At 66.1% G+C, this 19,690-nt stretch carries 19 protein-coding genes and 1 tRNA gene; 7 read left to right on the top strand and 13 right to left on the bottom strand.

The features are described 5' to 3' along the window. The first annotated feature begins 43 nt into the window (after positions 1-43). From CK625_RS01715 to ligA, 4 genes are all read left to right on the top strand, one after another. Positions 44-292 carry a GlsB/YeaQ/YmgE family stress response membrane protein gene (locus CK625_RS01715; RefSeq protein ID WP_095539023.1) on the top strand — a complete coding sequence of 83 codons (249 nt, stop codon included), beginning with the start codon at positions 44-46 and terminating at the stop codon, positions 290-292. Positions 293-407: 115 nt separating this feature from the next. After that, positions 408-974, top strand: coding sequence for a hypothetical protein (locus CK625_RS01710; protein ID WP_238945452.1), 567 nt, complete (start codon positions 408-410; stop codon positions 972-974). A 55-nt stretch (positions 975-1,029) separates the two neighbouring features. Beyond that, a complete protein-coding gene (locus tag CK625_RS01705; protein WP_095538524.1) occupies positions 1,030-2,328 on the top strand; it encodes a cell division protein FtsZ in 1,299 nt (432 codons plus the stop codon). Between the two features lie 14 nt (positions 2,329-2,342). Beyond that, positions 2,343-4,532: an NAD-dependent DNA ligase LigA gene (gene ligA / locus CK625_RS01700; RefSeq protein ID WP_095538523.1), complete on the top strand. Its 2,190-nt coding sequence runs from the start codon at positions 2,343-2,345 to the stop codon at positions 4,530-4,532. Between the two features lie 201 nt (positions 4,533-4,733). Here the strand turns inward: ligA and bfr (CK625_RS01695) are convergent, their stop codons facing one another. The 5 genes from bfr (CK625_RS01695) to CK625_RS01675 form a co-directional block, all read right to left on the bottom strand. Next, positions 4,734-5,216: a bacterioferritin gene (gene bfr / locus CK625_RS01695; RefSeq protein ID WP_095538522.1), complete on the bottom strand. Its 483-nt coding sequence runs from the start codon at positions 5,214-5,216 to the stop codon at positions 4,734-4,736. Positions 5,217-5,472: 256 nt separating this feature from the next. Next, the gene (gene hisC, locus CK625_RS01690; protein WP_095538521.1) at positions 5,473-6,549 is read right to left on the bottom strand and encodes a histidinol-phosphate transaminase; all 1,077 of its coding nucleotides are present in this window, start codon (positions 6,547-6,549) and stop codon (positions 5,473-5,475) included. 102 nt (positions 6,550-6,651) lie between these two features. After that, positions 6,652-7,422, bottom strand: coding sequence for a hypothetical protein (locus tag CK625_RS01685; RefSeq protein WP_095538520.1), 771 nt, complete (start codon positions 7,420-7,422; stop codon positions 6,652-6,654). A gap of 118 nt (positions 7,423-7,540) precedes the next feature. Next, a complete protein-coding gene (maiA, locus tag CK625_RS01680; protein ID WP_095538519.1) occupies positions 7,541-8,200 on the bottom strand; it encodes a maleylacetoacetate isomerase in 660 nt (219 codons plus the stop codon). A 27-nt stretch (positions 8,201-8,227) separates the two neighbouring features. Next, positions 8,228-9,199 (bottom strand): polyprenyl synthetase family protein, encoded by a 972-nt coding sequence (locus CK625_RS01675; protein WP_238945451.1) that lies wholly within the window; start codon positions 9,197-9,199, stop codon positions 8,228-8,230. Positions 9,200-9,701: 502 nt separating this feature from the next. On the opposite strand from CK625_RS01675, the gene bfr (CK625_RS01670) reads away from it, so the two are divergent. Continuing rightward, positions 9,702-10,169 (top strand): bacterioferritin, encoded by a 468-nt coding sequence (gene bfr, locus CK625_RS01670; protein ID WP_095538518.1) that lies wholly within the window; start codon positions 9,702-9,704, stop codon positions 10,167-10,169. Between the two features lie 94 nt (positions 10,170-10,263). Here the strand turns inward: bfr (CK625_RS01670) and CK625_RS01665 are convergent, their stop codons facing one another. The 8 genes from CK625_RS01665 to CK625_RS01630 form a co-directional block, all read right to left on the bottom strand. Then, positions 10,264-10,968 (bottom strand): aspartate/glutamate racemase family protein, encoded by a 705-nt coding sequence (locus tag CK625_RS01665; protein ID WP_095538517.1) that lies wholly within the window; start codon positions 10,966-10,968, stop codon positions 10,264-10,266. A gap of 4 nt (positions 10,969-10,972) precedes the next feature. Next, the gene (locus CK625_RS01660; protein WP_095538516.1) at positions 10,973-11,929 is read right to left on the bottom strand and encodes a CoA transferase; all 957 of its coding nucleotides are present in this window, start codon (positions 11,927-11,929) and stop codon (positions 10,973-10,975) included. Positions 11,930-12,286: 357 nt separating this feature from the next. Then, positions 12,287-12,766 carry a hypothetical protein gene (locus CK625_RS13500; protein ID WP_143326136.1) on the bottom strand — a complete coding sequence of 160 codons (480 nt, stop codon included), beginning with the start codon at positions 12,764-12,766 and terminating at the stop codon, positions 12,287-12,289. 290 nt (positions 12,767-13,056) lie between these two features. Beyond that, positions 13,057-13,773, bottom strand: coding sequence for a tRNA (adenosine(37)-N6)-threonylcarbamoyltransferase complex dimerization subunit type 1 TsaB (gene tsaB / locus CK625_RS01650; protein ID WP_095538514.1), 717 nt, complete (start codon positions 13,771-13,773; stop codon positions 13,057-13,059). 79 nt (positions 13,774-13,852) lie between these two features. After that, positions 13,853-14,512, bottom strand: a complete 660-nt coding sequence (locus tag CK625_RS01645; RefSeq protein ID WP_238945450.1) for a CoA pyrophosphatase — start codon at positions 14,510-14,512, stop codon at positions 13,853-13,855. Positions 14,513-14,848: 336 nt separating this feature from the next. Continuing rightward, complete coding sequence (gene rplS / locus CK625_RS01640) at positions 14,849-15,229, bottom strand: 50S ribosomal protein L19 (RefSeq protein WP_095538513.1); 381 nt, start codon at positions 15,227-15,229, stop codon at positions 14,849-14,851. Between the two features lie 169 nt (positions 15,230-15,398). After that, positions 15,399-16,205, bottom strand: a complete 807-nt coding sequence (trmD, locus tag CK625_RS01635; protein ID WP_095538512.1) for a tRNA (guanosine(37)-N1)-methyltransferase TrmD — start codon at positions 16,203-16,205, stop codon at positions 15,399-15,401. Between the two features lie 129 nt (positions 16,206-16,334). Continuing rightward, positions 16,335-16,931, bottom strand: a complete 597-nt coding sequence (locus CK625_RS01630; RefSeq protein WP_095538511.1) for a GspH/FimT family pseudopilin — start codon at positions 16,929-16,931, stop codon at positions 16,335-16,337. A gap of 332 nt (positions 16,932-17,263) precedes the next feature. Here CK625_RS01630 and CK625_RS01625 point away from each other — a divergent pair, with 332 nt between their 5' ends. Both CK625_RS01625 and CK625_RS01620 read left to right on the top strand, forming a co-directional pair. Beyond that, on the top strand, positions 17,264-19,183 hold the full coding sequence (locus tag CK625_RS01625; RefSeq protein WP_172425051.1) for a SurA N-terminal domain-containing protein: 1,920 nt from the start codon (positions 17,264-17,266) through the stop codon (positions 19,181-19,183). Between the two features lie 34 nt (positions 19,184-19,217). Further along, a tRNA-His gene (locus CK625_RS01620) sits at positions 19,218-19,293 on the top strand. Positions 19,294-19,690: the final 397 nt, after the last annotated feature.

Raw genomic sequence — 19,690 nt, 5'->3', positions numbered from 1 at the left:
CCCCCGCCTCTGCGGATTTTCAAAAAGGAAAAATCAAATGGGTATTACAGCCATCATCGGTACTTTGTTCATCGGCCTGATCGTGGGCCTGGTTGCCCGCGCCCTCAAGCCAGGCCGCGACCCCATGGGCTGGATCATGACCGCGCTGCTGGGCATTGCCGGCTCTTTCCTGGCCCGCTTTCTGGGCGCGCAAGTCGGCTTCTACCGCGCCGACGAGCCCGCTGGCTTTATCGCTTCGGTAATTGGCGCCATCATTTTGTTGGTCATCTGGGGCGTCGTGGCAAAGAAGTAAGCCTCTCGCGTTCTCAGCGCCTATCCTCAAGAGGCCCGCACGGGCCTCTGTCTTTTTCTCCTCTGTCTTTTTCTCGATAGTGCCCCCACGGCACGCATTGGAGTTGGAGTGGCCCATGATGAAAACCCCTCGCCTGAACACCCCGCCCTCCGCCCTGGAGCTGGCCCAAGGCCATCCCCAGTTGGAAGAGGCCGTGCGTCGCAGCCGGAAAATCCTGCACCGCAAGGCCCTGATGGCCGCCGTGGCCAGTTCCGTGCCCGTGCCTGGGCTGGATTGGGCCGCCGATGCAGCGCTCCTGAGCAAATTGATTCCGCAAATCAATCGCGAATTCGGCCTGAGCCCCGAGCAAATCGACGCCCTGCACCCGGAAAAGCGCGAGCAGGTGCAAAAAGCCATTGCCATGGTCGGCTCGGTGCTGATCGGCAAGCTGGTCACGCGGGAGATGATCGTCAAACTGGCCACGCGCATCGGCCTGCGCATGAGCAGCAAGCAGGCCGCCAAGTTCGTGCCCCTGGCCGGGCAGGCCATCTCCGCCAGCATTGGCTATGCTGCGCTGCGCTACCTGGGCGAGCAACACCTGCGCGAATGCGTGCAGGTCGCGCGCCAGGCCCAGCTGCTGTTGGCTGCCCCTGCCAGTGGCGAAGAAACGCCTGGCGGCAACACGCCTGTGCGCAACGCTTGAGAACCTGCTCAAACGCTCGGCGCGGCTGGGCGCCTTCCATAAAATAGCGCCCACTATGAGCTCCTTGCAAACCACTTTGATCGTTCTGGGCATCGTCGTCGTGCTGGCGGTGGTGGCCTACAACCAATGGCACCACATCCGGCACGCGCCGCGCAAGGCCCGCCGGCCCGCCAAGGATGCCCAGCCCGGCGCCCAGCAGCGCAAGGAGCCCGGCCTCGATGCCAGCCCTGCGCCCCAGCCCGGCGCCACCGATCAGCGTGAGCCATCGCTGGGGCCCACTGCCCCTGCCGCCCCCGCCGCACACGCGCCGGGCACCGGCCTGTTCGGCCTGGGCAAGGGCCTGGGCACCGCCCCGGCCGCCGCAAGCGACGCGCTCGCTGCGGCCACCCCAACCGCCCCCCCAACTACGGCGGCCGCGCCCGAGCCCGGCGGCGCGGCCCCCGTCACCCCACCCACATCACCCTCAGCGGCTGCGGTGGACGCTGCCGCCCCGGCCGCTGCGCCTGCCCTGCCCTTGCCGCCGGGCAGCCCGGGCCTGGAATTCGACAGCCTGGTGTTCAGCGTGGTCGAGCTCGCGCTGGACAAGCCCATCTCCGGCGATGCCGCGCTGGCTGCGCAGCCGCCGACGCGGCGCATCGGCAAGAAACAGTTTCTGATCCAGGGCCTGAACACGCAGACCCGGCAATGGGAGGCGCCGCACGCGGGCTCCAGGTACAGCCAGTTCCAGGCCGCCATCCAGCTGGCCAACCGGCAAGGGGCGCTCAACGAAATCGAGTTTTCCGAGTTCGTGCTCAAGACGCAGGAGTTTGCCGACGCCATCGGCGCCGCGCCGGACTTCCCCGACATGCTGCACGAGGTGGCGCGCGGGCGCGAGATCGACCACTTCGCGGCCCAGAACGACGCCGTGCTCAACCTGATGCTGCTGGCCCGGCGCGCCACCTGGAGCCCCGGCTACGTGCAGCAATGCGCCGCCCGCCACGGCTTCAAGCCCTCGGTCACGCCCGGGCGCCTGGTGCTGCCTGCCGTCGCCCCCCACGCCCCGCCCGTGCTGGTGCTCAGCTACGACGCCCAGGCGGCCATGGCCGACGACCTGGACCACGTGCCGGTGCAAGAGCTGCTCATCACCCTGGATCTGCCCAACGTCGACCGCACGGAAAACGCTTTCGAGCGCCTGCGCGGCATTCTCGATGAGCTGGCCGAAACCATGGAGGCCCATGTCACCGACGCCGATGGCCGCAAGCTGCCGGCCATGGCCATGGATTCGATCGGCAGCGACATCGAGCGCCTGTACGACGCGCTGGAAGCGCGCGGCTTCCCCGCCGGCAGCCCCTCTGCGATGCAGCTCTTCAGTTGAGGCTGCCACACACCATGCCCGCCCATACCGAACTGCAGCAGCAGGCCGCCGCCCTGCGCGCCCAGCTCAACCGCGCCGCCCACCAGTACTACACGCTGGACGCGCCCGAAATCCCCGACGCCGAGTACGACCGCCTGTTCCAAGAGTTGCAGGCGCTGGAGACCGCCCACCCCGAGCTGCGCACGCCCGACTCGCCCACGCAGCGCGTGGGTGGCGCCGTGTTGGAGGGCTTCGCCCCCGTGCGCCACAGCGTGCCCATGCTCAGCATCCGCACCGAAACCGACACCAGCCCCGCCGGCGCCGAGCGTTTCGACGAGCAGGTGCGCAACCACCTGGCGGGCGAGCAGCGCCGCTGTGAGCTCAAGGCCAGCGACCCACGCCACCGCGCCGAGCCGCTGCACGCGCTGGCCCTGGCCGCGCTGGCTGGCCAGCCCATCGCCTACGTGGCCGAGCCCAAGTTCGACGGCCTGGCCATCAGCCTGCGCTACGAGCGGGGCGTACTGGTGCAGGCGGCCACGCGCGGCGATGGCGAAACCGGCGAGGACGTGACGCAGAACATCCGCACCATCGGCCAGGTGCCGCTGCGCCTGCACACCGAGGGCGGCGCATCGCCCACCTTGCCCGTGCCGCCCGCCCCGCCCGTGCTGGAAGTGCGCGGCGAGGTTTACATGCGGCGCGACGATTTCGAGGCCCTGAACGAAACGCAACGCCAGAAAATGGCCGCCGGCGACAAAGCCGCCAAGACCTTCGTCAACCCGCGCAACGCCGCCGCTGGCGCGGTGCGCCAGCTCGACCCGGCCATCGCCGCCAGCCGGCCGCTGAGCTTTTTTGCCTACGGCCTGGGCGAAGTCACGCCGCCGGCCGAGGGCGGGCCGGACTGGGCCAGCCACTGGCAGGTGCTGCAAGCGCTCAAGGCCTGGGGCTTTCCCGTCTCGGCGCTGGCGCGCCAGGCCAGCGGCGCGGCTGAGCTGATCGCCTTTCACGCCGAGGTGGCCGCGCAGCGCGACGCGCTGCCCTTTGACATCGACGGCGTGGTCTACAAGGTGGACGCGCTGGCCCTGCAGCGCGAGCTGGGCTTCGTCACGCGCGAGCCGCGCTGGGCCGTGGCGCACAAATACCCGGCGCAGGAGCAGCTCACCCGCGTGCAGGCCATCGACGTGCAGGTGGGCCGCACCGGCAAGCTCACGCCCGTGGCCAAGCTCGCGCCCGTGTTCGTCGGCGGCGTCACCGTCACCAACGCCACGCTGCACAACGAGCTGGAGGCGCGCCGCAAGGACGTGCGCGTGGGCGACACCGTCATCGTGCGCCGCGCTGGCGACGTGATCCCCGAAGTCGTGGCCGTGCTGCCCGACAAGCGCCTGCCCGGCGCGCTGGAATTCACCATGCCCGCGCACTGCCCCGTCTGCGGCAGCGCCGTGCTGCGCGAAGAAGGCGAGGCCGACCACCGCTGCACCGGCGGCATCTCCTGCCCGGCGCAGCGCAAGCAGGCGCTGCTGCACTTTGCCAGCCGCAAGGCCATGGACATCGAAGGCCTGGGCGACAAGCTGGTCGAGCAGTTGGTGGACGGCAACGTGGTGCGCAGCCTGCCCGACCTCTACCGCCTGGGCCTGGCCCCGCTGGCCGCGCTGGAGCGCATGGCCGAGAAATCGGCGCAAAACCTGCTGGACGCGCTGCAAGCATCCAAGCACACCACGCTGGCGCGCTTTCTCTACGCCCTGGGCATACGCCACGTGGGCGAAACCACGGCCAAGGATTTGGCGCGCCACTTCGGCCGGCTGGACGCGGTGATGGACGCCAACCCCGACCAGCTGCTGCAAGTGCCCGACGTCGGCCCCGTCGTGGCTGGCAGCATCCACACCTTCTTCGCCCAGCCGCACAACCGCGAAGTGGTGGCCCAGCTGCGCGCCGTGGGCATCACCTGGCCCGAGGGCGAACCGGCCGCCCACGCCCTGCTGCCGCTGACGGGCAAGACCTTCGTCATCACCGGCACCCTGCCCAGCCTGAGCCGCGAGCAGGCCAAGGAGATGCTCGAAGCCGCTGGCGCCAAGGTGGCCGGCAGCGTGAGCAAGAAAACCCACTACCTGGTGGCCGGCGCCGAGGCCGGCAGCAAGCTGGAAAAAGCCCAGGCCTTGGGCGTGCCGGTGCTGGACGAGGACGGCATGCGCGCGCTGCTGGCGGGGCAGGCCCCCTTGCCCGGCGGCTGATGCCGCCCGGCCACTGTGCGCCCAGGCATAGCGGCACAGGCACAAACACAGGCATAGGCATAGGCACAAGGCAAAAAAATGGGCCATCGCAGCGATGGCCCATGCAAGGATTTTTGGAGTTTTTTCTTTGATTTCGATCGTGGGTCGACCGTTGTGGTTTGCCCGCCTGCCCCTGCCAAGGCCTTGGGGCAGGCCAGCGGCTCAATGCCCTGCGCCTTCGTCCATTTGCGATTGCAGATAGTTGGGCAGGCCTGTTTGCTCGATCAGCGACTGCTGGGTTTCCAGAAAGTCGATGCGCTCTTCCACCTCATCGAGCATGCCCTGCAGCAGATCGCGCGAGACGAAATCGGCCACCTGCTCGCAGTGCGCGATGCCGGCCTTGAGCGTAGCCTGCGATTCAAGCTCCAGCGCCAGATCGCATTCGAGCAGCTCGGCCACGTCCTCACCGATGCGCAGCTTGCCCAAGTCCTGCAGGTTGGGCAGGCCGTCGAGCAAGAAGATGCGCGCCATCAACTCGTCGGACTGCTTCATGGCCTTGATCGAGGCCTTGTACTCCGCCCTGCCCAGCACGCCAAAGCCCCAGTGCTGCAGCATGCGGTAGTGAACGAAAGTCTGGTTGATGTTGGTCAGCAAGACTTTGAGTTGCGCCTGCAAATGGCGCATGACTTGGGGATCGCCGGTCATCGGGGGTTCCTGTTCGTGTCCGTGAAAACTGGCGAACTGTGGCCGCCAAGGCCGCTTCGCCAGGCACACAGGCCATCGGGCCTGCATGCAACGGGCGCCATTGTTCCAAGCCGCGCCGCGCCTGGCAATGCAAGCCCCCTTGCGCGCGGTTTTGTTGCACGTGAGATTAAGAATGTTTCCTATGCCTTGCCCCTGCGCGCCCAGGCAGGCAATGCAGAGCCACACAGTGCAGCGGCTGCCTGTGGATGCGCTGCCCCTACAGCAAGGCATCCAGCGCGGCCAGCAAGGCCTGGCTTTGCTCGGGCGTGCCGATGCTGATGCGCAGGTGCTCGCCCAGGCGGGGCTTGTCGAAGTGGCGCACCAGCACCTGGCGCTCGCGCAGCCCGGCGTAGAGCTGCGCGCCCGCATGCTGCCGGTGGCGCACGAAGAGAAAGTTCGCGCACGAGGGCAGGACTTCAAAGCCGCGCTGCTGCAGGGCCTGCGCCAAGGCCTGGCGCGTGGCGACGATGCGGGCCGTGCAATCGCGGTAGTAGGCCCAATCCTGCAGCGCCGCCTGGGCGCCGACCTGGGCCAGGCGCCCCAGCGGGTAGGAGTTGAAGCTGTCCTTGACGCGCACCAGCGCCTCGATGAGTGGCGCCTGGGCCATGGCAAAGCCCACCCGCAGGCCCGCCAGCGCCCAGGATTTGGAGAGGGTGTGCACCACCAGCAAATTGGGGTAGCGCGCCACCAATTGCACGGCCGACTGCGCGCCAAAGTCCACATAGGCCTCGTCGATCAGCACGGCCGATTGCGTGAAATGCGCCGCCAGGCGTTCGATGTCTTGCAGCGGCAAGGCCATGCCCGTGGGCGCATTGGGGTTGGCCAGCACCACGCCGGCGCAGCTGGCCGGGTCGATGGCCAGATAGTCCTCGACGGCGATGCGCCAGTCCTCGCGCAGCGGCACTTGCTGCATCTCGATGCCGTGCAGCTGGCAATAGACCTTGTAGAAGCTGTAGCTGATGTCGGGCATCAGCAGCTTGCGCCCAGGGCGCACGAACAGGGCCCGGAAGGCATGGCCCAGCACCTCGTCCGAGCCGTTGCCGACGAAGACCTGCGCGGCATCGATGCCGGCGCTGGCGTGGTGCTGCGCGATGGCCTGGCGCAGGCGCAGCGACAAGGGGTCGGGGTAGAGCTGCAGCCCCTGCTGGGCGGCCTGCGCAATGGCGGCGATCACCTGGGGCGAGGGGCCATAGGGGTTTTCGTTGGTGTTGAGTTTGACGAGATCGGCCACCTGCGGCTGCTCGCCCGGGATGTAGGGCTCCAGCGCCTGCAGGCCATCGCTGCAGAAGTTCATGGTTGGGTTCGGTGTGTGTAGGGGCTGTTGAAATTCAGTGTTGCGGCGGTGTTTTCGCTCCAAACTCCGCAGACGCGCCTGGTGAAAAAACCAAGGGCCTGTTCAACCTTGCGCCGGCGGCTGCTCCAGGCTGCGGTAGGCCGCATTGAGGCGCTGCATGGTGCTGGCGTTGAGCTCGCGCTGCGCCCTTTGCCATTGCGAGGTGGCCTGCTCGATGATGGGCTTGAGGCGCTCGGCCCTGGCCCAGTCGCCCTGCTGGGCCGCGACGATGGCGTATTCGGCATGCACATGAAAGCCGCCATGGCGCTGCGCCAGTTGCTCGAACAAATCGTAAGCCGCTGGCACATCGCCGCTGGCCGCCAGCGTCTGCGCCAGCAGGATGCCCACTTCCTCGGGGCGAAAGCCTGGCTGCTCGCGCTGCAGGAATTGCAGATGCTCCAGGGCGCGCGCCGGCTGCCCGGTCAGCGCAAAGGCCTGCGCCGCGCCCAGGCGGATGTCGGCATCGTTGGCGAAGGGGCCGCTGAGGCATTGCGCATATTCGCTGGCCGCCTCCTCGGCCTGGCCGGCGGCGAGCAGGGCCGCAGCCAGGCGCATGCGGTTCTGCGCGGTGGGCGTGTACTCCCAGGCCTGGCGCGCCTCGCGCAACTCGCGACCTGGGTCCAGCACCTGGCCTGCAGCGGCGATCAGCTTGCGCCCCTGGCGCTGCATGCGCTGGTTGCTGGGCAGGTAGATGCTGAAGAAGTAGGCCAGGCTGCCCAGCAGCGGGAACGAGAACAGGATGAACAGCCAGTAGTTCTGCTGGCGCGTGCGCACCGCGTGCACGGCAAAGAACAGCGCCACCAGCAAATGCAGCCCCAGCCCAATGAATGGCATGCCCGTCTCCGATCTCTCAAGAAAAGAAACGGGCGATTGTAGATAGAGATGCGCCCTGCCCGGCTCTGCCAATGGCCAGTTATCAATGGCCAGTTGCCAGCGGGCGCTGCAGGCAGCCTCAGGCTTGCGCGGGCGCGTCAGGCTGGGCCATGGGCGCGGCCTGCTGGAAGGCCGGCTGCGCCAGGCAGTGCTGGTACACCGCCATGGTCAATGGGTAAGCATCCGTCTCGCACTGCATGCGCAGCGCATTGGCCACTTGCGGCACCAGACAGCAATCGGCCCAGCTGGGTTGCGCGCCCAAGCAATAGGGGCCGGCATGGCCCTGGCTGCGCAGTTGCGCCAGCAGGTGCTCCACCACCTGCAGCCCCTGGGCGATCCAGTGCGCGTACCAGGCATTCTTGCGCGCCTCGTCCAGCCCCAGCTCTTGCTGCAGATAGCGCAGCACGCGCTGGTTGTTCACCGGGTGGATGTCGCAGGCAATGGCATGGCACAGCTCAAGCACGCGCGCCCGCTGGTGCGGCTCGTGTGGCAGCAGCGCCGGCTGCGGGTGGCGCTGCTCCAGGTAGTCGAGAATGGCCAGCGACTGCGTCAGCGAAAAACCATCGTCGTCGATCAGCAGCGGCACGCCACCGGCCGGATTGCGCGCCAGGTACTCGGGCGTGCGCTGCTGCTGCGTGCGCAGGTTGATGGGCAGGTAATCGAAGGGCAGCTGCTTGAGGGCCAGCGCAATGCGCACCCGGTACGAGGTCGAGCTGTAGAAGTAGTTGTAGAGCTGCATGCTGCGCTCCTGCAAGAGGGTTCGGTTTCAGTTGCGGCGCGCCTGCAGGCGCTCGGGCAGGGCCTTCAGGGCGGCGGTGCAGGCGTTGTCCGGGAAGGCGGCCAGGGCCTGCAGGGCGCGCTGCGCCTCGGCCTGGGCGCATTCACGCGCCACCTGCAAGGCCCCGGTGCTGCGCACGATGGCGATCACTTCTGCGAGCTGCTCGACCGAGCCTTGCTCGATGGCCTCGCGCACGGTGCGCGCCTGCTGCGCATCGCCGCGCTGCATGGCCACGATCAGCGGCAGCGTGGCCTTGCCCTCGCGCAGGTCGTCGCCCACGTTCTTGCCCATTTCCTGGGCGCTGCCGTCGTAGTCCAGCACGTCGTCGATGATCTGAAAGGCCGTGCCCAGCGCCTGCCCGTACACCGCGGCGGCCTGCTCCAGCGCCGCATCGGCGCTGGCCAGGATCGCGCCGACCTGGGTGCTGGCCTCGAACAGCTTGGCGGTCTTGGAGCGGATCACCTGCAAATACCCGCCCTCGTCCAGCGAGGCATCGTGCATGTTGATGAGCTGCTGCACCTCGCCCTCGGCAATGATGTTGGTGGCCGCGGCCACGACCTGCATGACGCGGATGTTGCCCGTGGCCACCATCATCTCGAAGGCGCGCGAGTGCAGGAAATCGCCCACCAGCACGCTGGCGGGGTTGCCAAAGTTCTGGTTGGCCGTGGGGCGCCCGCGCCGCATCGTCGATTCATCGACCACGTCGTCGTGCAGCAAGGTGGCCGTGTGGATGAACTCCATCACCGCTGCCATCTCGTGGTGCTGCCGCCCCTGGTAGCCCAGGGCCTTGGCCACCAGCAGCAGCATGGCCGGGCGCAGGCGCTTGCCGCCTGCGGAAATGATGTAATGCGCCACCTGGCCGATGAGTGCAACATTGGTGCTCAGCCGTGCAGCGATCACGGCATCCACGGCTTCCATGTCCTGGGAGATCAAGGTCAAATCTTGGTCGTTGCGAGTCATTGCAAAAAAGCCCGGCGGCAGCTGGCGCCGTCTGCGCCTGAAAAAAGGAAAAATTATAGGGAGATTGCCAGGCCCCAAAGGCCGCGCCAGTGTGCTGTCCTCGCACAGATCACTGCACGAATCAAGCCGCTGCATGTCGTGTCAGGGCAAGGCGCAAAGCACAGCGATGGCAGGCGGCATCGCGCGCATTGGCAAGGCGGCCATGGCGGGGCAGGCATCGGTTGGATGTGTAGGTATTTGCGGGGCAGCACACTGGCCGACAGCACATGCCCCCCTGGCAAGACGCCGACGAACAAGAACGCATCTCACGCGCTTTTGCATACCTATCCGTATGCATACCGGCGGGTTGGGGGCTTGTCTTCACAGCCGCTGCACGAAGACCGATACTGCGCTCCAATTCAGGGCGCGCAAAGCGCCTTTTCGAATACCGCACAAGCCATGGGCGCCGCCACACAGCAGTCTTGGCAGGCACCCTCACACTTTTTTCCAAGGAATCCCCCCCATGCAAGGCAATCCCAAAGTCATCGACACCCTGGTGCAACTGCTGCGCGGCGAGCTCGCCGCGCGCGACCAGTACTTCTACCATTCGCGCCGCTATGAGGACCTGGGGCTGAAAAAGCTCTATGAGCGCCTGAACCACGAAATGGAAGAGGAAACCCAGCACGCCGACGACATCATGCGCCGCATCTTCATGCTCGAGGGCAAGCCCGACATGCGCCCGCTGGAGTTCACACCCGGCGACACCGTGCCGCAAATGCTGCAAAAAGACCTGGACACGGAGCTGGAAGTGCGCGATCGGCTGCGCGCGGCCATGCAGCTGTGCGAAGAGCAAGGCGATTACGTCTCGCGCGACATGCTGCTCAAGCAGCTGCGCGACACCGAGGAAGACCACGCCTACTGGCTGGAGCAGCAGTTGGCGCTGATCGAGAAAATCGGCCTGCCCAACTACCTGCAAACGCAAATGGGCTGAGGCTGAGGCTGAGCGCCCCTTGCACGCCCTTGCGCGGTCTGCTCGCAGGATTTGATTTGTCGCGCGGGCGCGGGCATTGCTCCTGGCGAGCGGCTCAGCCCTCACCCAGCGCGTATTCCACCGCCGCCTGGGCCAGCAAGGCGGTGGAGTCCAAAAGCGGCACCCCCGCCTGGGCATCGAGCACCAGCGGCAATTCCGTACAACCCAGCACCACGGCCTGCGCGCCCTGCTCGCGGTGGTACTTGGCAGCCAGCGCGCAAAAGTAGCCGCGCGCGGCCTGCGTGACCACGCCGGCCACCAGTTCTTCCATGATGAAGCGGTGCACCTGCTCGATCTCCTGCGCATCGGGCTTGAGCAACTCAATGCCGCTGCCTGCCAATCGCGGCTCATACACCCGCCCTTGCATGGTCGCCTGCGTGCCCAGCAGCAGCAGGCGCTGCAGTCCCTGCTGCTGCGCCGCGCGCCGCACGGGGTCGGCAATGTGCAGCCAGGGGATGGGCAGCTGCGGCGCCACCTGGGTATAGGCTTCGTGGGTCGTGTTGGCGGGGCAGATGAGGAAATCCGCGCCGCAGGCCTGGAGCTTGGCGGCCGAGCGCAGCACCAGCTGCGGCCAATGCTGCTCGCGCTGCGCCCAACTGCCCGCATAGTCCGAAAACGAAAAGGCGTGCAGGGAGATTTCCGGGTGGCGATGCCCGCCCAGCCGCGCCATGCTCAGCGCGCAAATCTGCCGGTAAACCAGCGCCGCGCCCTCTGCCGTCGTGGCCAGAATGCCGATGTGCTTCATGCCAGTGCTGGCCATGGCCTCAGTCCGGCATGGTCAGCAAGGGGATGTCGTGCGCCTGGGCCAGTGCGTCGAGCTCGGCGCAGCTGCGCGCGGCGCAGAACGCAGCCACGGCCTCGTGCGTGCCCTCAGCCAGCATGTCACCCGCAGCAGCCCCTGGCGCGTCGGCAGTTTGCGTGCCCTCGCCCGCAGCGCACACCTGCTGCCACAGGCGCTGGGCGAAATGCGGCTCCAGCGCCGCCAGGGCCACACGGCCATCGGCGCAGGGGTAGAGGCGATAGCCCGCATGCGCGCCGCCCGTCATGCCCTGCGGGGCGCACAGCCCCCAGGTCCTCGGCAGCGCCAGCCAGTGGGCCGCATCGAGCAGGGACACCTCGATGCAGTGCCCCCGGCCATCGGCCCGTCGCGCCAGCAAGGCCTGCAGCACCGCCTCGCAAGCCATCAGCGCGCCGGCCATGTCGGCCAGCAGCGACGGCGGCATGTGCAGGCCGGGCACCAGGCCGGCCTCGGCCTGGTAGCTCAGATCGTGGCCTGCCTCATTGGCGCGCTCGCCAGCAGCGCCGAAGATTTGCACCAGCGACAGCCCAGGGTAGCGCGCCTGCAAAGTGGCCCAATCCACGCCCAGCTTTTTCATCGCCGCAGGCCGGAAAGAAGTCAGCAGCACATCGCTGCGCTCCAGCAAGGCCTGCAGCTGCGCCTGGCCGGCGGGCGACTTCAGATCGGCCTGCACGCGCTGCACGCCGGCATGCATTTGTGCGTAGGCCGCAGGATCGTATTGCCCCATGGGGTCGCTGGTGCTGGCCCCGGCTGGGGCCGGGGCTTCCAGCTTGGTGCAATGCGCGCCCATGCCGGCCAGGCGCATCAATGCCGCAGGGCCAGGCAGGTTCAGCGCCAGGCTGAGAATGCGCACGCCCGCCAGCGGGCCTGCTGCCGCTGGCGGCTCGGTAGAGGTGGGGGGATGGGAAGAAGCTCCAGACATGGTGCGATGCAAAAAAGTGGTGTGATGCGCGCCTGCGCTGCCAGGAATTTCAGCATCCCTGAGCAATGGATGAATGAAAACGCCGCGCAGCCCGAGTGTGCACGATGGGGTGCCCCCTGGCTGTGCTGCGCTGGACATGGGAAGTCTTCAAGCGCGCGACAGCACGCATATCGCAAGCACCCGCAGGGCGCATGGGCAGACGCACAACCGGCCACATGCGGCGCTGCCATTCGTGCAGACCTTGCCCCTGCCCGGCTGCCCTGGCAGCCCGCGGCAAAAAGCCTGCAAACCGAAGCTTGCAGGCTTTGAGAGTTCAGGCCTCACGCCCCCCATGGCGTGGGGTTTGAGAACAGGCTTTTACAGAATGCCTTGCCCCTTGGCGCGGGCGGCGCCCAGCACCACGGCATCCAGGCCATTCACATTGACCTCAAAACCGCTGCCTCGCGCCAGGATGGTGTAGAAAATGTCGGCCTCATAGGCTTTTTGCGACTCTTTGCCATGTATGGCCACCATGGCCTGGCAGGTGTAGCGGCCGCTGGCGTGGTGCTCGATTTGCCGAACCTGGCGCAGCTCATAGCGCACGCCGGCCTGCAGCTCCTTGCCAAAAGCGTTCTGCGCGAAGGTCTCATTGAGCATCCCTTCTACCCGCTGCAATGCCGACGCCGCATCGCACTTTGGAATCTCCTCCCCCAAACAGCCTGCCAGTGCCACCACTGTTGCCAGCACGGGCGCCATCCGCTTCAGCCCCGCCAGGCGCACAGCATCGCCATGCCTTGCTCCGTTTTTCATGAATGAGTCCTCCTCAGCTGAATTCGACGGCCTGCGCAGTATGGGCACGTCTGTTTATTTGACTTGAGGCGGATTTTAGTGCGACCAATTGTAATGAAAGATGCAAAATACAAAAATTAATGTCAATTAATGGTCAAAATTCAAAATGAGACAAAATCTCAAACATTAAGCAACATGAATCAAATCAAGGAATCAAAAAATCAACAAAACATATTCAAATCAAATGATTTAAAACATCAATATTTAGTAATTATTGCAGTTCGATTCTCAATAATGGGCATCCAGCGGCCAGCAGCCATCGGCCGCCTGCAATCTGGGCGCCAGCCAAGGCGCGCCCATCAGGATGAAGACTCACGCTGGCGTGCCAGCAGGCGCTCCTGCGTCGTTTGCGCCACCTTGTTGCGGATGTACAGCGGCGCGACTTCCATGGCCGTTTGCAAGCCATGGCGGGCCATCAGCGCGGGGGCCAGGCGCAGCATCGCCTGCGCCGTGGGCCGCGCCTGGTAATGCGCCGCCGCATGGTGCGCAAATGCTTCAGGGTAAGCGGCCTGGGCATTGCCTGCCAGCACATAGCCTGACGGCAGTTGCAGCGCCTGCGGCGGCAAGGCCAGGATGTCGGCCTCGCGCTGCCAATGGCCCGCGTCGGCCTGCCCCGGCTTGGCGGCATGCCAGCGGTAGGGCGCGGCATAGACCTCCTGCATGCGCGCGTCGAGCACGGCCATGACACGCTCGGCGCCATGCTCGGCCCGGGCCTGTTCGGCAATCGCCTGCAGAGAATCCACCGGCAAGGTCGGCACGCCACTGCCCCAGGCCAAACCCTGGGCGGCCGCACAGCTGGTGCGCAGGCCGGTGAAGGCACCGGGCCCACAGCCGTAAACGATGGCATCGAGCTGCGTCAGCGCCAGCCCGGCCTGGCGCAACAGCTCCAGCACCTGGGGCAGCAGCGTTTTGGAGGACTGCGCCCCCCCTGCCTGCTGCACTTGCCAGACTTGATCGCCCGCTTGCACGGCGATGGACAGCATGTCGGTACTGGTGTCGAAGGCAAGCAGGTTCATGCAAATTCAAGATGGGAATGGGCGCGGCAGTATATCGGCAGCCCTTGCTGCTTTGCAGCGAATGCGCGCGCCTGGGCAATCAGCGCCAGGGCGCCTGCATGAAGCGGTAGAAGTTGCGCAGGATGCTGGCCGTCACGCCCCAGATGAAATACTCGCGCCCCTGCGCCATGTAGGGCATGGACAGCCATTTGCGCTGCACCTGGCCCAGCGTGTAGGCATGGTGGCGATGGTTGGCCGGGTCGAGCACGAAGCGCAAGGGCACTTCGAAAATCTCATCGACTTCATGCGGATTGGCCCGCAGGGGCAGATCAGGCGCGATGACGCCAACGACGGGCACCACATGAAAGCCCGTGCCCGTGACGTAAGCGGGCAGCTGCCCGATCACCTCGACCCATTGCGTCAACAATGCCACTTCCTCCTGGGCCTCGCGCAGGGCCGCAGCCACGGCATCCGCATCCTGGGGATCGATGCGCCCGCCCGGAAACGCGATCTGACCTGAATGGGTCTTGAGCTGTGCCGAGCGCCGCGTCAACAGCACGGTGGGTTCGGCGCGCGCCACGATGGGGATCAGCACCGCCGCCTGGATCGGCGTGCGCTCAGTGCCGCCCAGCAGCGGCGACTCCCGAACCCACTCGGGCACCCAAACCGGCTGGCGCTCGAAGCGCTCGCGCATGGCGGCGATCGTCTGCGCGGCATCGGGCACTTTGGGCAGCGCATGGTCCACGGCCAGAACCGGCACGTCTTGCGGCCTGAATCCCTTGGGAAGCTGAATGCGCCCCGCAGCGGCAGAAGTGGTTGCAGCGGCCCCAGCAGCGGCGGGCGCCGAAGTTTTCTTAGTGCCCATGCACACGCCACCCTTGGCATGGGCCCATACCGGCGCCGCAAACGCCATGCCCTGACACGAGCACCATGAAAAAACTGCCGCCTACCCCTCGCAGCGGGGGGCAGGCGGCAGTTCGCATCGAAAAATTATGCACAGGCATAGCAAGCAAAGCGCCTCACAGGCTCCCCATGGCGGGCGCCCATATGTGAAAACAGCAGCTGAAAAGCTGCTGTTTCAACACGCACGAGGCAGTTATGCTGCGTCGCTGGTCTTGACGCGCGAGGGCAGCTTTTCCTTGATGCGTGCAGACTTGCCGCTGCGCTCACGCAGGTAGTACAGCTTGGCACGGCGCACATCACCACGGCGCTTGACCTGGATGCTGGCGATCAAGGGGCTGTACGTCTGGAAAGTACGCTCGACGCCTTCACCGCTGGAGATCTTGCGCACGGTAAAGCTGCTGTTCAGGCCGCGATTGCGCTTGGCAATGACCACGCCTTCATAGGCCTGCACGCGCTTGCGGTTGCCTTCCACCACATTGACGCTGACAACCACGGTGTCGCCGGGGGAGAAATCAGGGATTTGCTTGTTCAGCCGCGCAATTTCTTCGGCTTCCAGCGTTTGGATCAGGTTCATTTCAGTCCTTCTCGATCGTGCCTGGCTTGAGATTGATGAATTGGGCCGCTGCTCGCCGCTGCGTCTGCAACATGCGCATCAGATGCCAGTGATGAAGTAGCCAGGTAGAGGATCAAAAACGCGCGATTATAGCACCTGGAATTCAGGCCGCTCTTGCACGCACAACCCCTCACTCATCGCCAGCCTGCAAGCACTGCTCGTCGCCTTGGCTCAGCCGGCCTTCGCGGCGGGCCTGGGCCAACAGATCAGGGCGCAGGCGGGCGCTGATCAGCAGGCTTTGCTGGCGCCGCCAGCGGGCGATGCGCGCGTGGTCGCCGCTGAGCAGCACCTCGGGCACGACCTGCCCGCGCCAAGTCACTGGCCGCGTGTAGTGCGGGCAGTCCAGCAGGCCATCGAGCTGGGGGTGGAAGCTGTCCTGCGCGTGGCTTTGGGCGTCGTGCAGCACCGCCGGCTGCAGGCGCAGCACGGCATCCAGAAATGCCGCTGCGGCCACTTCCCCGCCAGAGAGCACGAAATCGCCCAGGCTCAGCTGGGCATCGACGTAGGCATCGACAAAGCGCTGATCGACCCCCTCATAACGCCCGCACAACAGCACCGCGCCATGGGCGCTGGCGGCAAACTCAGCCACCGTGGCATGGCGCAATGGCTGCCCTGCGGGGGTGAAGAAAACCAATGGCGCGCGCTGCTCCAGCGCGGCCGCATCCACGGCGCCCGCCCCCTGCGACGGCCCCTGCGGCTCGCCGCGCGCCTGGCGGATGGCATCCATGCAGCGCGCCAGCGGCTCAGCCAGCATGACCATGCCAGGCCCGCCCCCAAAGGGCCGATCGTCGATGCGCCGATAGCCGCCGTCGGAAAAGTCACGCGGATTCCAAAACTGCACCTGCACCCCCGCCTGCTGCGTGGCGCGCCGGTTCACGCCATGCTCCAGGTAAGGGGCAATCAGCTCAGGGAATAAAGTGATCAGATCAAAGCGCACGGCAGCTTGGCAGGTTCGAGTGGGCAACGCGTCATTCTGCATCAGGACTGCCAGCCTCTGCGTGTGGGTCAGCAGGGCTGCAGCGCGAGCCGAACGCCCCCATTGCCTGCAACGTGCAAAGGCGGCACCTCAGCAAGCGTTGCCCTGCACGACTCTGATGCGCCCGCCAGCGCTGACGCAAATGCGGCGGCTCGCGGCCGAGCCCGCAGCGGCAGAGCCAGGAAACACTGAAATTCCCAAGACGCCAAGCCCACCGACCTGCCCCCAGCGATCGAAGCTCAAAGAGCCGTTGGCGCTGCCCGAAACCACCACCCGGGTCGAGCCTGGCGTGGTGACGGTGCGCAGGATCTGCTCCTCATCGTCCCTGACTTTGTTGTCATTGCCATCGAGAAACACTTGCCAGCCACAGCCCCAGTCCGCATTGCCTGAGGCCAGGCTGCAGCCATCCCGGTTGGGCAGCTTTTGCACAACGATCCTCCCGCCATGCTTGTAGGCCTCGGAGCGCGCCAGATAAATGGTGGAGAGCAGGCTGTCCACCACCTGCCTGACGCGCCAGCTCTCGATGAGCGGCTTGAAACTGGGCACGGCCAGCGCGGCCAGAATGGCCAACAGCAGCATCACGACCATCAGCTCCACCATGGTGAAGCCGGGCTGCCTCAGCCGGTGGCGGGCATTCGCCCAGCGGGCCGGATGGGCTGCTTGGGGGAAAGGTGCGGCATGTGTCATGGTGCGACCATGCTAGGCAGCCCCTGCGCCCTGGCCCCATCACCCGTGACCAGCGGCGGGCGCATGCGGACAAGCGGCCGCTGCGCCACGCGCGCCCTTTCACCCCGCCCGCCTCCCCCTGCCCCGCCAAAGGCTCTGGGCCTGGCAGTGTTTTGCTCCTATAAAATGCGCGGTTTGCCTTGCCGGTCTTTGGCCTGCAAGGCCTGGCGACATTCGGCGCGAACGCGCCCATGGGCCCTGGGGCGCGCCAAGCAGTGCGCCGCCAGCGCGGCCTTGCAGTTCTTGGCTCTTCTCAGCCAAGTCTATTTAGACAGACACCTCATTGGACAAGCATGTTTGAATTCATTCGCAAGCACCTCAAAGTGGTCATGATCGTGTTTTTCCCACTGGTGTTTTTTGCATTCGTTCTCGTGGGCATCGATGCCTCCATGCTGGGCGACCGCAGCCCCGTCGTGGCGCGCGTTGCCGGCAAGGACATCACCCAAAGCGATTGGGACTTCGCCCACCGCCAATACGCCGACCGGATGCGCATCGAGAACCCAGGCCTGCCCGCCGAGATGCTCGATGCCCCCATGCAGCGCTACCTGGTGCTGGAGAACCTGGTGCGCGACGAAGTCTTCGCCGCCGCCGCCGCCGACCGCCACTACACGATCAGCGATGCACAGCTGGCGCGCGAGCTGCAGAACCAGCCCGAAATCATGCAGCTGCGCGGCAGCGACGGCCGCCTGGACACCAATGCCTACCGCGACCTGCTGCGCCGCCACGGCATGACGCCGGAAATGTACGAAGCCAGCGTGCGCCGGCAACTGGCCTTGCAGCAAGTGCTGGGCGTGGTGCAAAACGCCACCACCTTGACGCCGCGCCAGGCCCAGCCCGCCGTTGACGCCGTGTTCCAGCGCCGCCTGGTGGGCATCAAGCGCTTCAGCCCCAGCGACTTTACCGCCCAGGTGGCCGTCGATGACGCCGCCTTGAAAGCCTACTACGACAGCCATTCGGCGCAGTTCCAGCGCCCGGAGTTGCTGGACGTGGAGTACGTCGTGCTGGATCTGGACAGCCTCATGGAAGGCATCGACGTGCCCGAGCAAGAGCTGCGCAGCTATTACGAAAACAACAAGCCCGCCTACGCCCAGTCGCAGGAGCAGCGGCGCGCGCGCCACATTCTTTTTGCCACCGACAGCAGCATGTCCAGCGCGCAGCGCGAGCAGGCGCGCGCCAAGGCCGATGCGGCGCTGGCCCAGCTGCGCCAGGATCCCAGCCGCTTCGAGGCCATCGCCAAGGAGCAATCGGACGACCCCGGCTCCAAGGACAAGGGCGGCGACCTGGGCTTTTTTGCGCGCGGCGCCATGGTGGCCGATTTCGATGCCGCAGTCTTCGGTCTGGACAAGGACGCCATCAGCGACGTCATCGCCACCGAATACGGCTTTCACATCATCCAGCTCACCGACATCAAACCCGCCGTCATCCCCAGCTTCGAACAAGCGCGCGAGCGCCTGGAAAAGGATGTGAAAAACAACCTGGCGCGCAACCGCTACATCGAGCGCGCCGACCAGCTGCGCAACCTGGCCCACGAGCAGCCCGACAGCCTGCAACCCATCGCCGATGAGCTGGGCCTGCGCATCGAGACCGCGCAGAACATCGCCCAAAGCCCGGACGAGAAAAACCCTGCCGCCCTGCAGGCGCCCGCCGTGCTCAACGCCCTGTTTGGTGAACAGGCCAAGCAGGCGCGCGAGAACACCGAAGTCATCGACATCGGCAACAACAAGATGGTCACGGCCCGCGTGACCAAGGTGCACGAGGCGCAAGTGCAGCCCTTCGAGCAGGTCCGCGACCAGGTGCAGCGCCTGTATGTCGAGCGCGAATCGGCCAAGCTCGCACGCCAGGCCGGCGAAGCCGCACTGGCGCGCTGGCAGGCCGACGCCGCCAGCATCGACATCGAGCAGGACCTGACCGTCTCGCGCCAGCACCTGCAAGGCCTGAGCCCGGCCGACGTCGAGCACATCCTGGCCGTGCCCCAGGCCCAGCTGCCCAGCATCAAAGGCTTTGAACAGGCAGACGGCGGCTACCTGCTGGCCCGCATCAAGGAAATCGCCCCCCTGCTCGACGAAAGCCAGCCCGCCGATGCACGCGAGACCATGCTCGAAGGCATGCGCCTGCAACTGGCCCAAAGCCTGAGCAACGCCGAGGTCGAGGCCTACTACGAAGTGCTCAAACAGGCCTACGACGTGCAAATTCGCGTACCAAGGCCAAACTGAGAAAAATTTCCCCTATAATCTCGTTTTTCATTTGGTGGCTGTAGCTCAGTTGGTAGAGTCCCAGGTTGTGATCCTGGTTGTCGTGGGTTCGAGTCCCATCAGCCACCCCAGACAGCAAAACCCCTGTTGCCTTGGCAACAGGGGTTTTTTGTTGTCTCAACGCCGTTTGCGTGGATTGCGCACACGCCCTGCAACCCTGATCGGCAACGCGCCCGCCAGTGCCGAGGCGCTGGCAATCGTCGGCCATCGCCACTGGCGGCCGGCAGGCGCATGGGGCCCGCTGCGCTCTCTATAATCGGCGCCGCCCAGGCCCGCCCCAAGCAGTGCAGTGGGCCGTGCGGCGCAGTTTCCCAAGCCCCTTTTCCATATCGGCCTGGCCAGCAGGCGCCAGTGCCGCAGCCATGCCCCTGCCCAGGCAGGCGCGCAGCCAATGTCCGGGCCTGTCGCCTTGGGCCCGCATAGGGGCCGCAAGCTGCCGCTGCTCTTGACCATTGAAGCCTCTCACAC

It is taken from the genome of Vandammella animalimorsus, from assembly GCF_002285265.1.
Lineage (GTDB): Bacteria > Pseudomonadota > Gammaproteobacteria > Burkholderiales > Burkholderiaceae_C > Lampropedia.
This window is presented reverse-complemented; position numbering and strand designations above follow the sequence as displayed.

Coding starts and splice junctions, on each gene's coding strand:
- CK625_RS01710 (WP_238945452.1), top strand. CDS start 408: ATGATGAAAACCCCTCGCCTGAACACCCCGCCCTCCGCCCTGGAGCTG.
- CK625_RS01705 (WP_095538524.1), top strand. CDS start 1,030: ATGAGCTCCTTGCAAACCACTTTGATCGTTCTGGGCATCGTCGTCGTG.
- ligA (WP_095538523.1), top strand. CDS start 2,343: ATGCCCGCCCATACCGAACTGCAGCAGCAGGCCGCCGCCCTGCGCGCC.
- bfr (WP_095538522.1), bottom strand. CDS start 5,216: ATGACCGGCGATCCCCAAGTCATGCGCCATTTGCAGGCGCAACTCAAA.
- hisC (WP_095538521.1), bottom strand. CDS start 6,549: ATGAACTTCTGCAGCGATGGCCTGCAGGCGCTGGAGCCCTACATCCCG.
- CK625_RS01685 (WP_095538520.1), bottom strand. CDS start 7,422: ATGCCATTCATTGGGCTGGGGCTGCATTTGCTGGTGGCGCTGTTCTTT.
- maiA (WP_095538519.1), bottom strand. CDS start 8,200: ATGCAGCTCTACAACTACTTCTACAGCTCGACCTCGTACCGGGTGCGC.
- CK625_RS01675 (WP_238945451.1), bottom strand. CDS start 9,199: ATGACTCGCAACGACCAAGATTTGACCTTGATCTCCCAGGACATGGAA.
- bfr (WP_095538518.1), top strand. CDS start 9,702: ATGCAAGGCAATCCCAAAGTCATCGACACCCTGGTGCAACTGCTGCGC.
- CK625_RS01665 (WP_095538517.1), bottom strand. CDS start 10,968: ATGGCCAGCACTGGCATGAAGCACATCGGCATTCTGGCCACGACGGCA.
- CK625_RS01660 (WP_095538516.1), bottom strand. CDS start 11,929: ATGTCTGGAGCTTCTTCCCATCCCCCCACCTCTACCGAGCCGCCAGCG.
- tsaB (WP_095538514.1), bottom strand. CDS start 13,773: ATGAACCTGCTTGCCTTCGACACCAGTACCGACATGCTGTCCATCGCC.
- rplS (WP_095538513.1), bottom strand. CDS start 15,229: ATGAACCTGATCCAAACGCTGGAAGCCGAAGAAATTGCGCGGCTGAAC.
- CK625_RS01630 (WP_095538511.1), bottom strand. CDS start 16,931: ATGACACATGCCGCACCTTTCCCCCAAGCAGCCCATCCGGCCCGCTGG.
- CK625_RS01625 (WP_172425051.1), top strand. CDS start 17,264: ATGTTTGAATTCATTCGCAAGCACCTCAAAGTGGTCATGATCGTGTTT.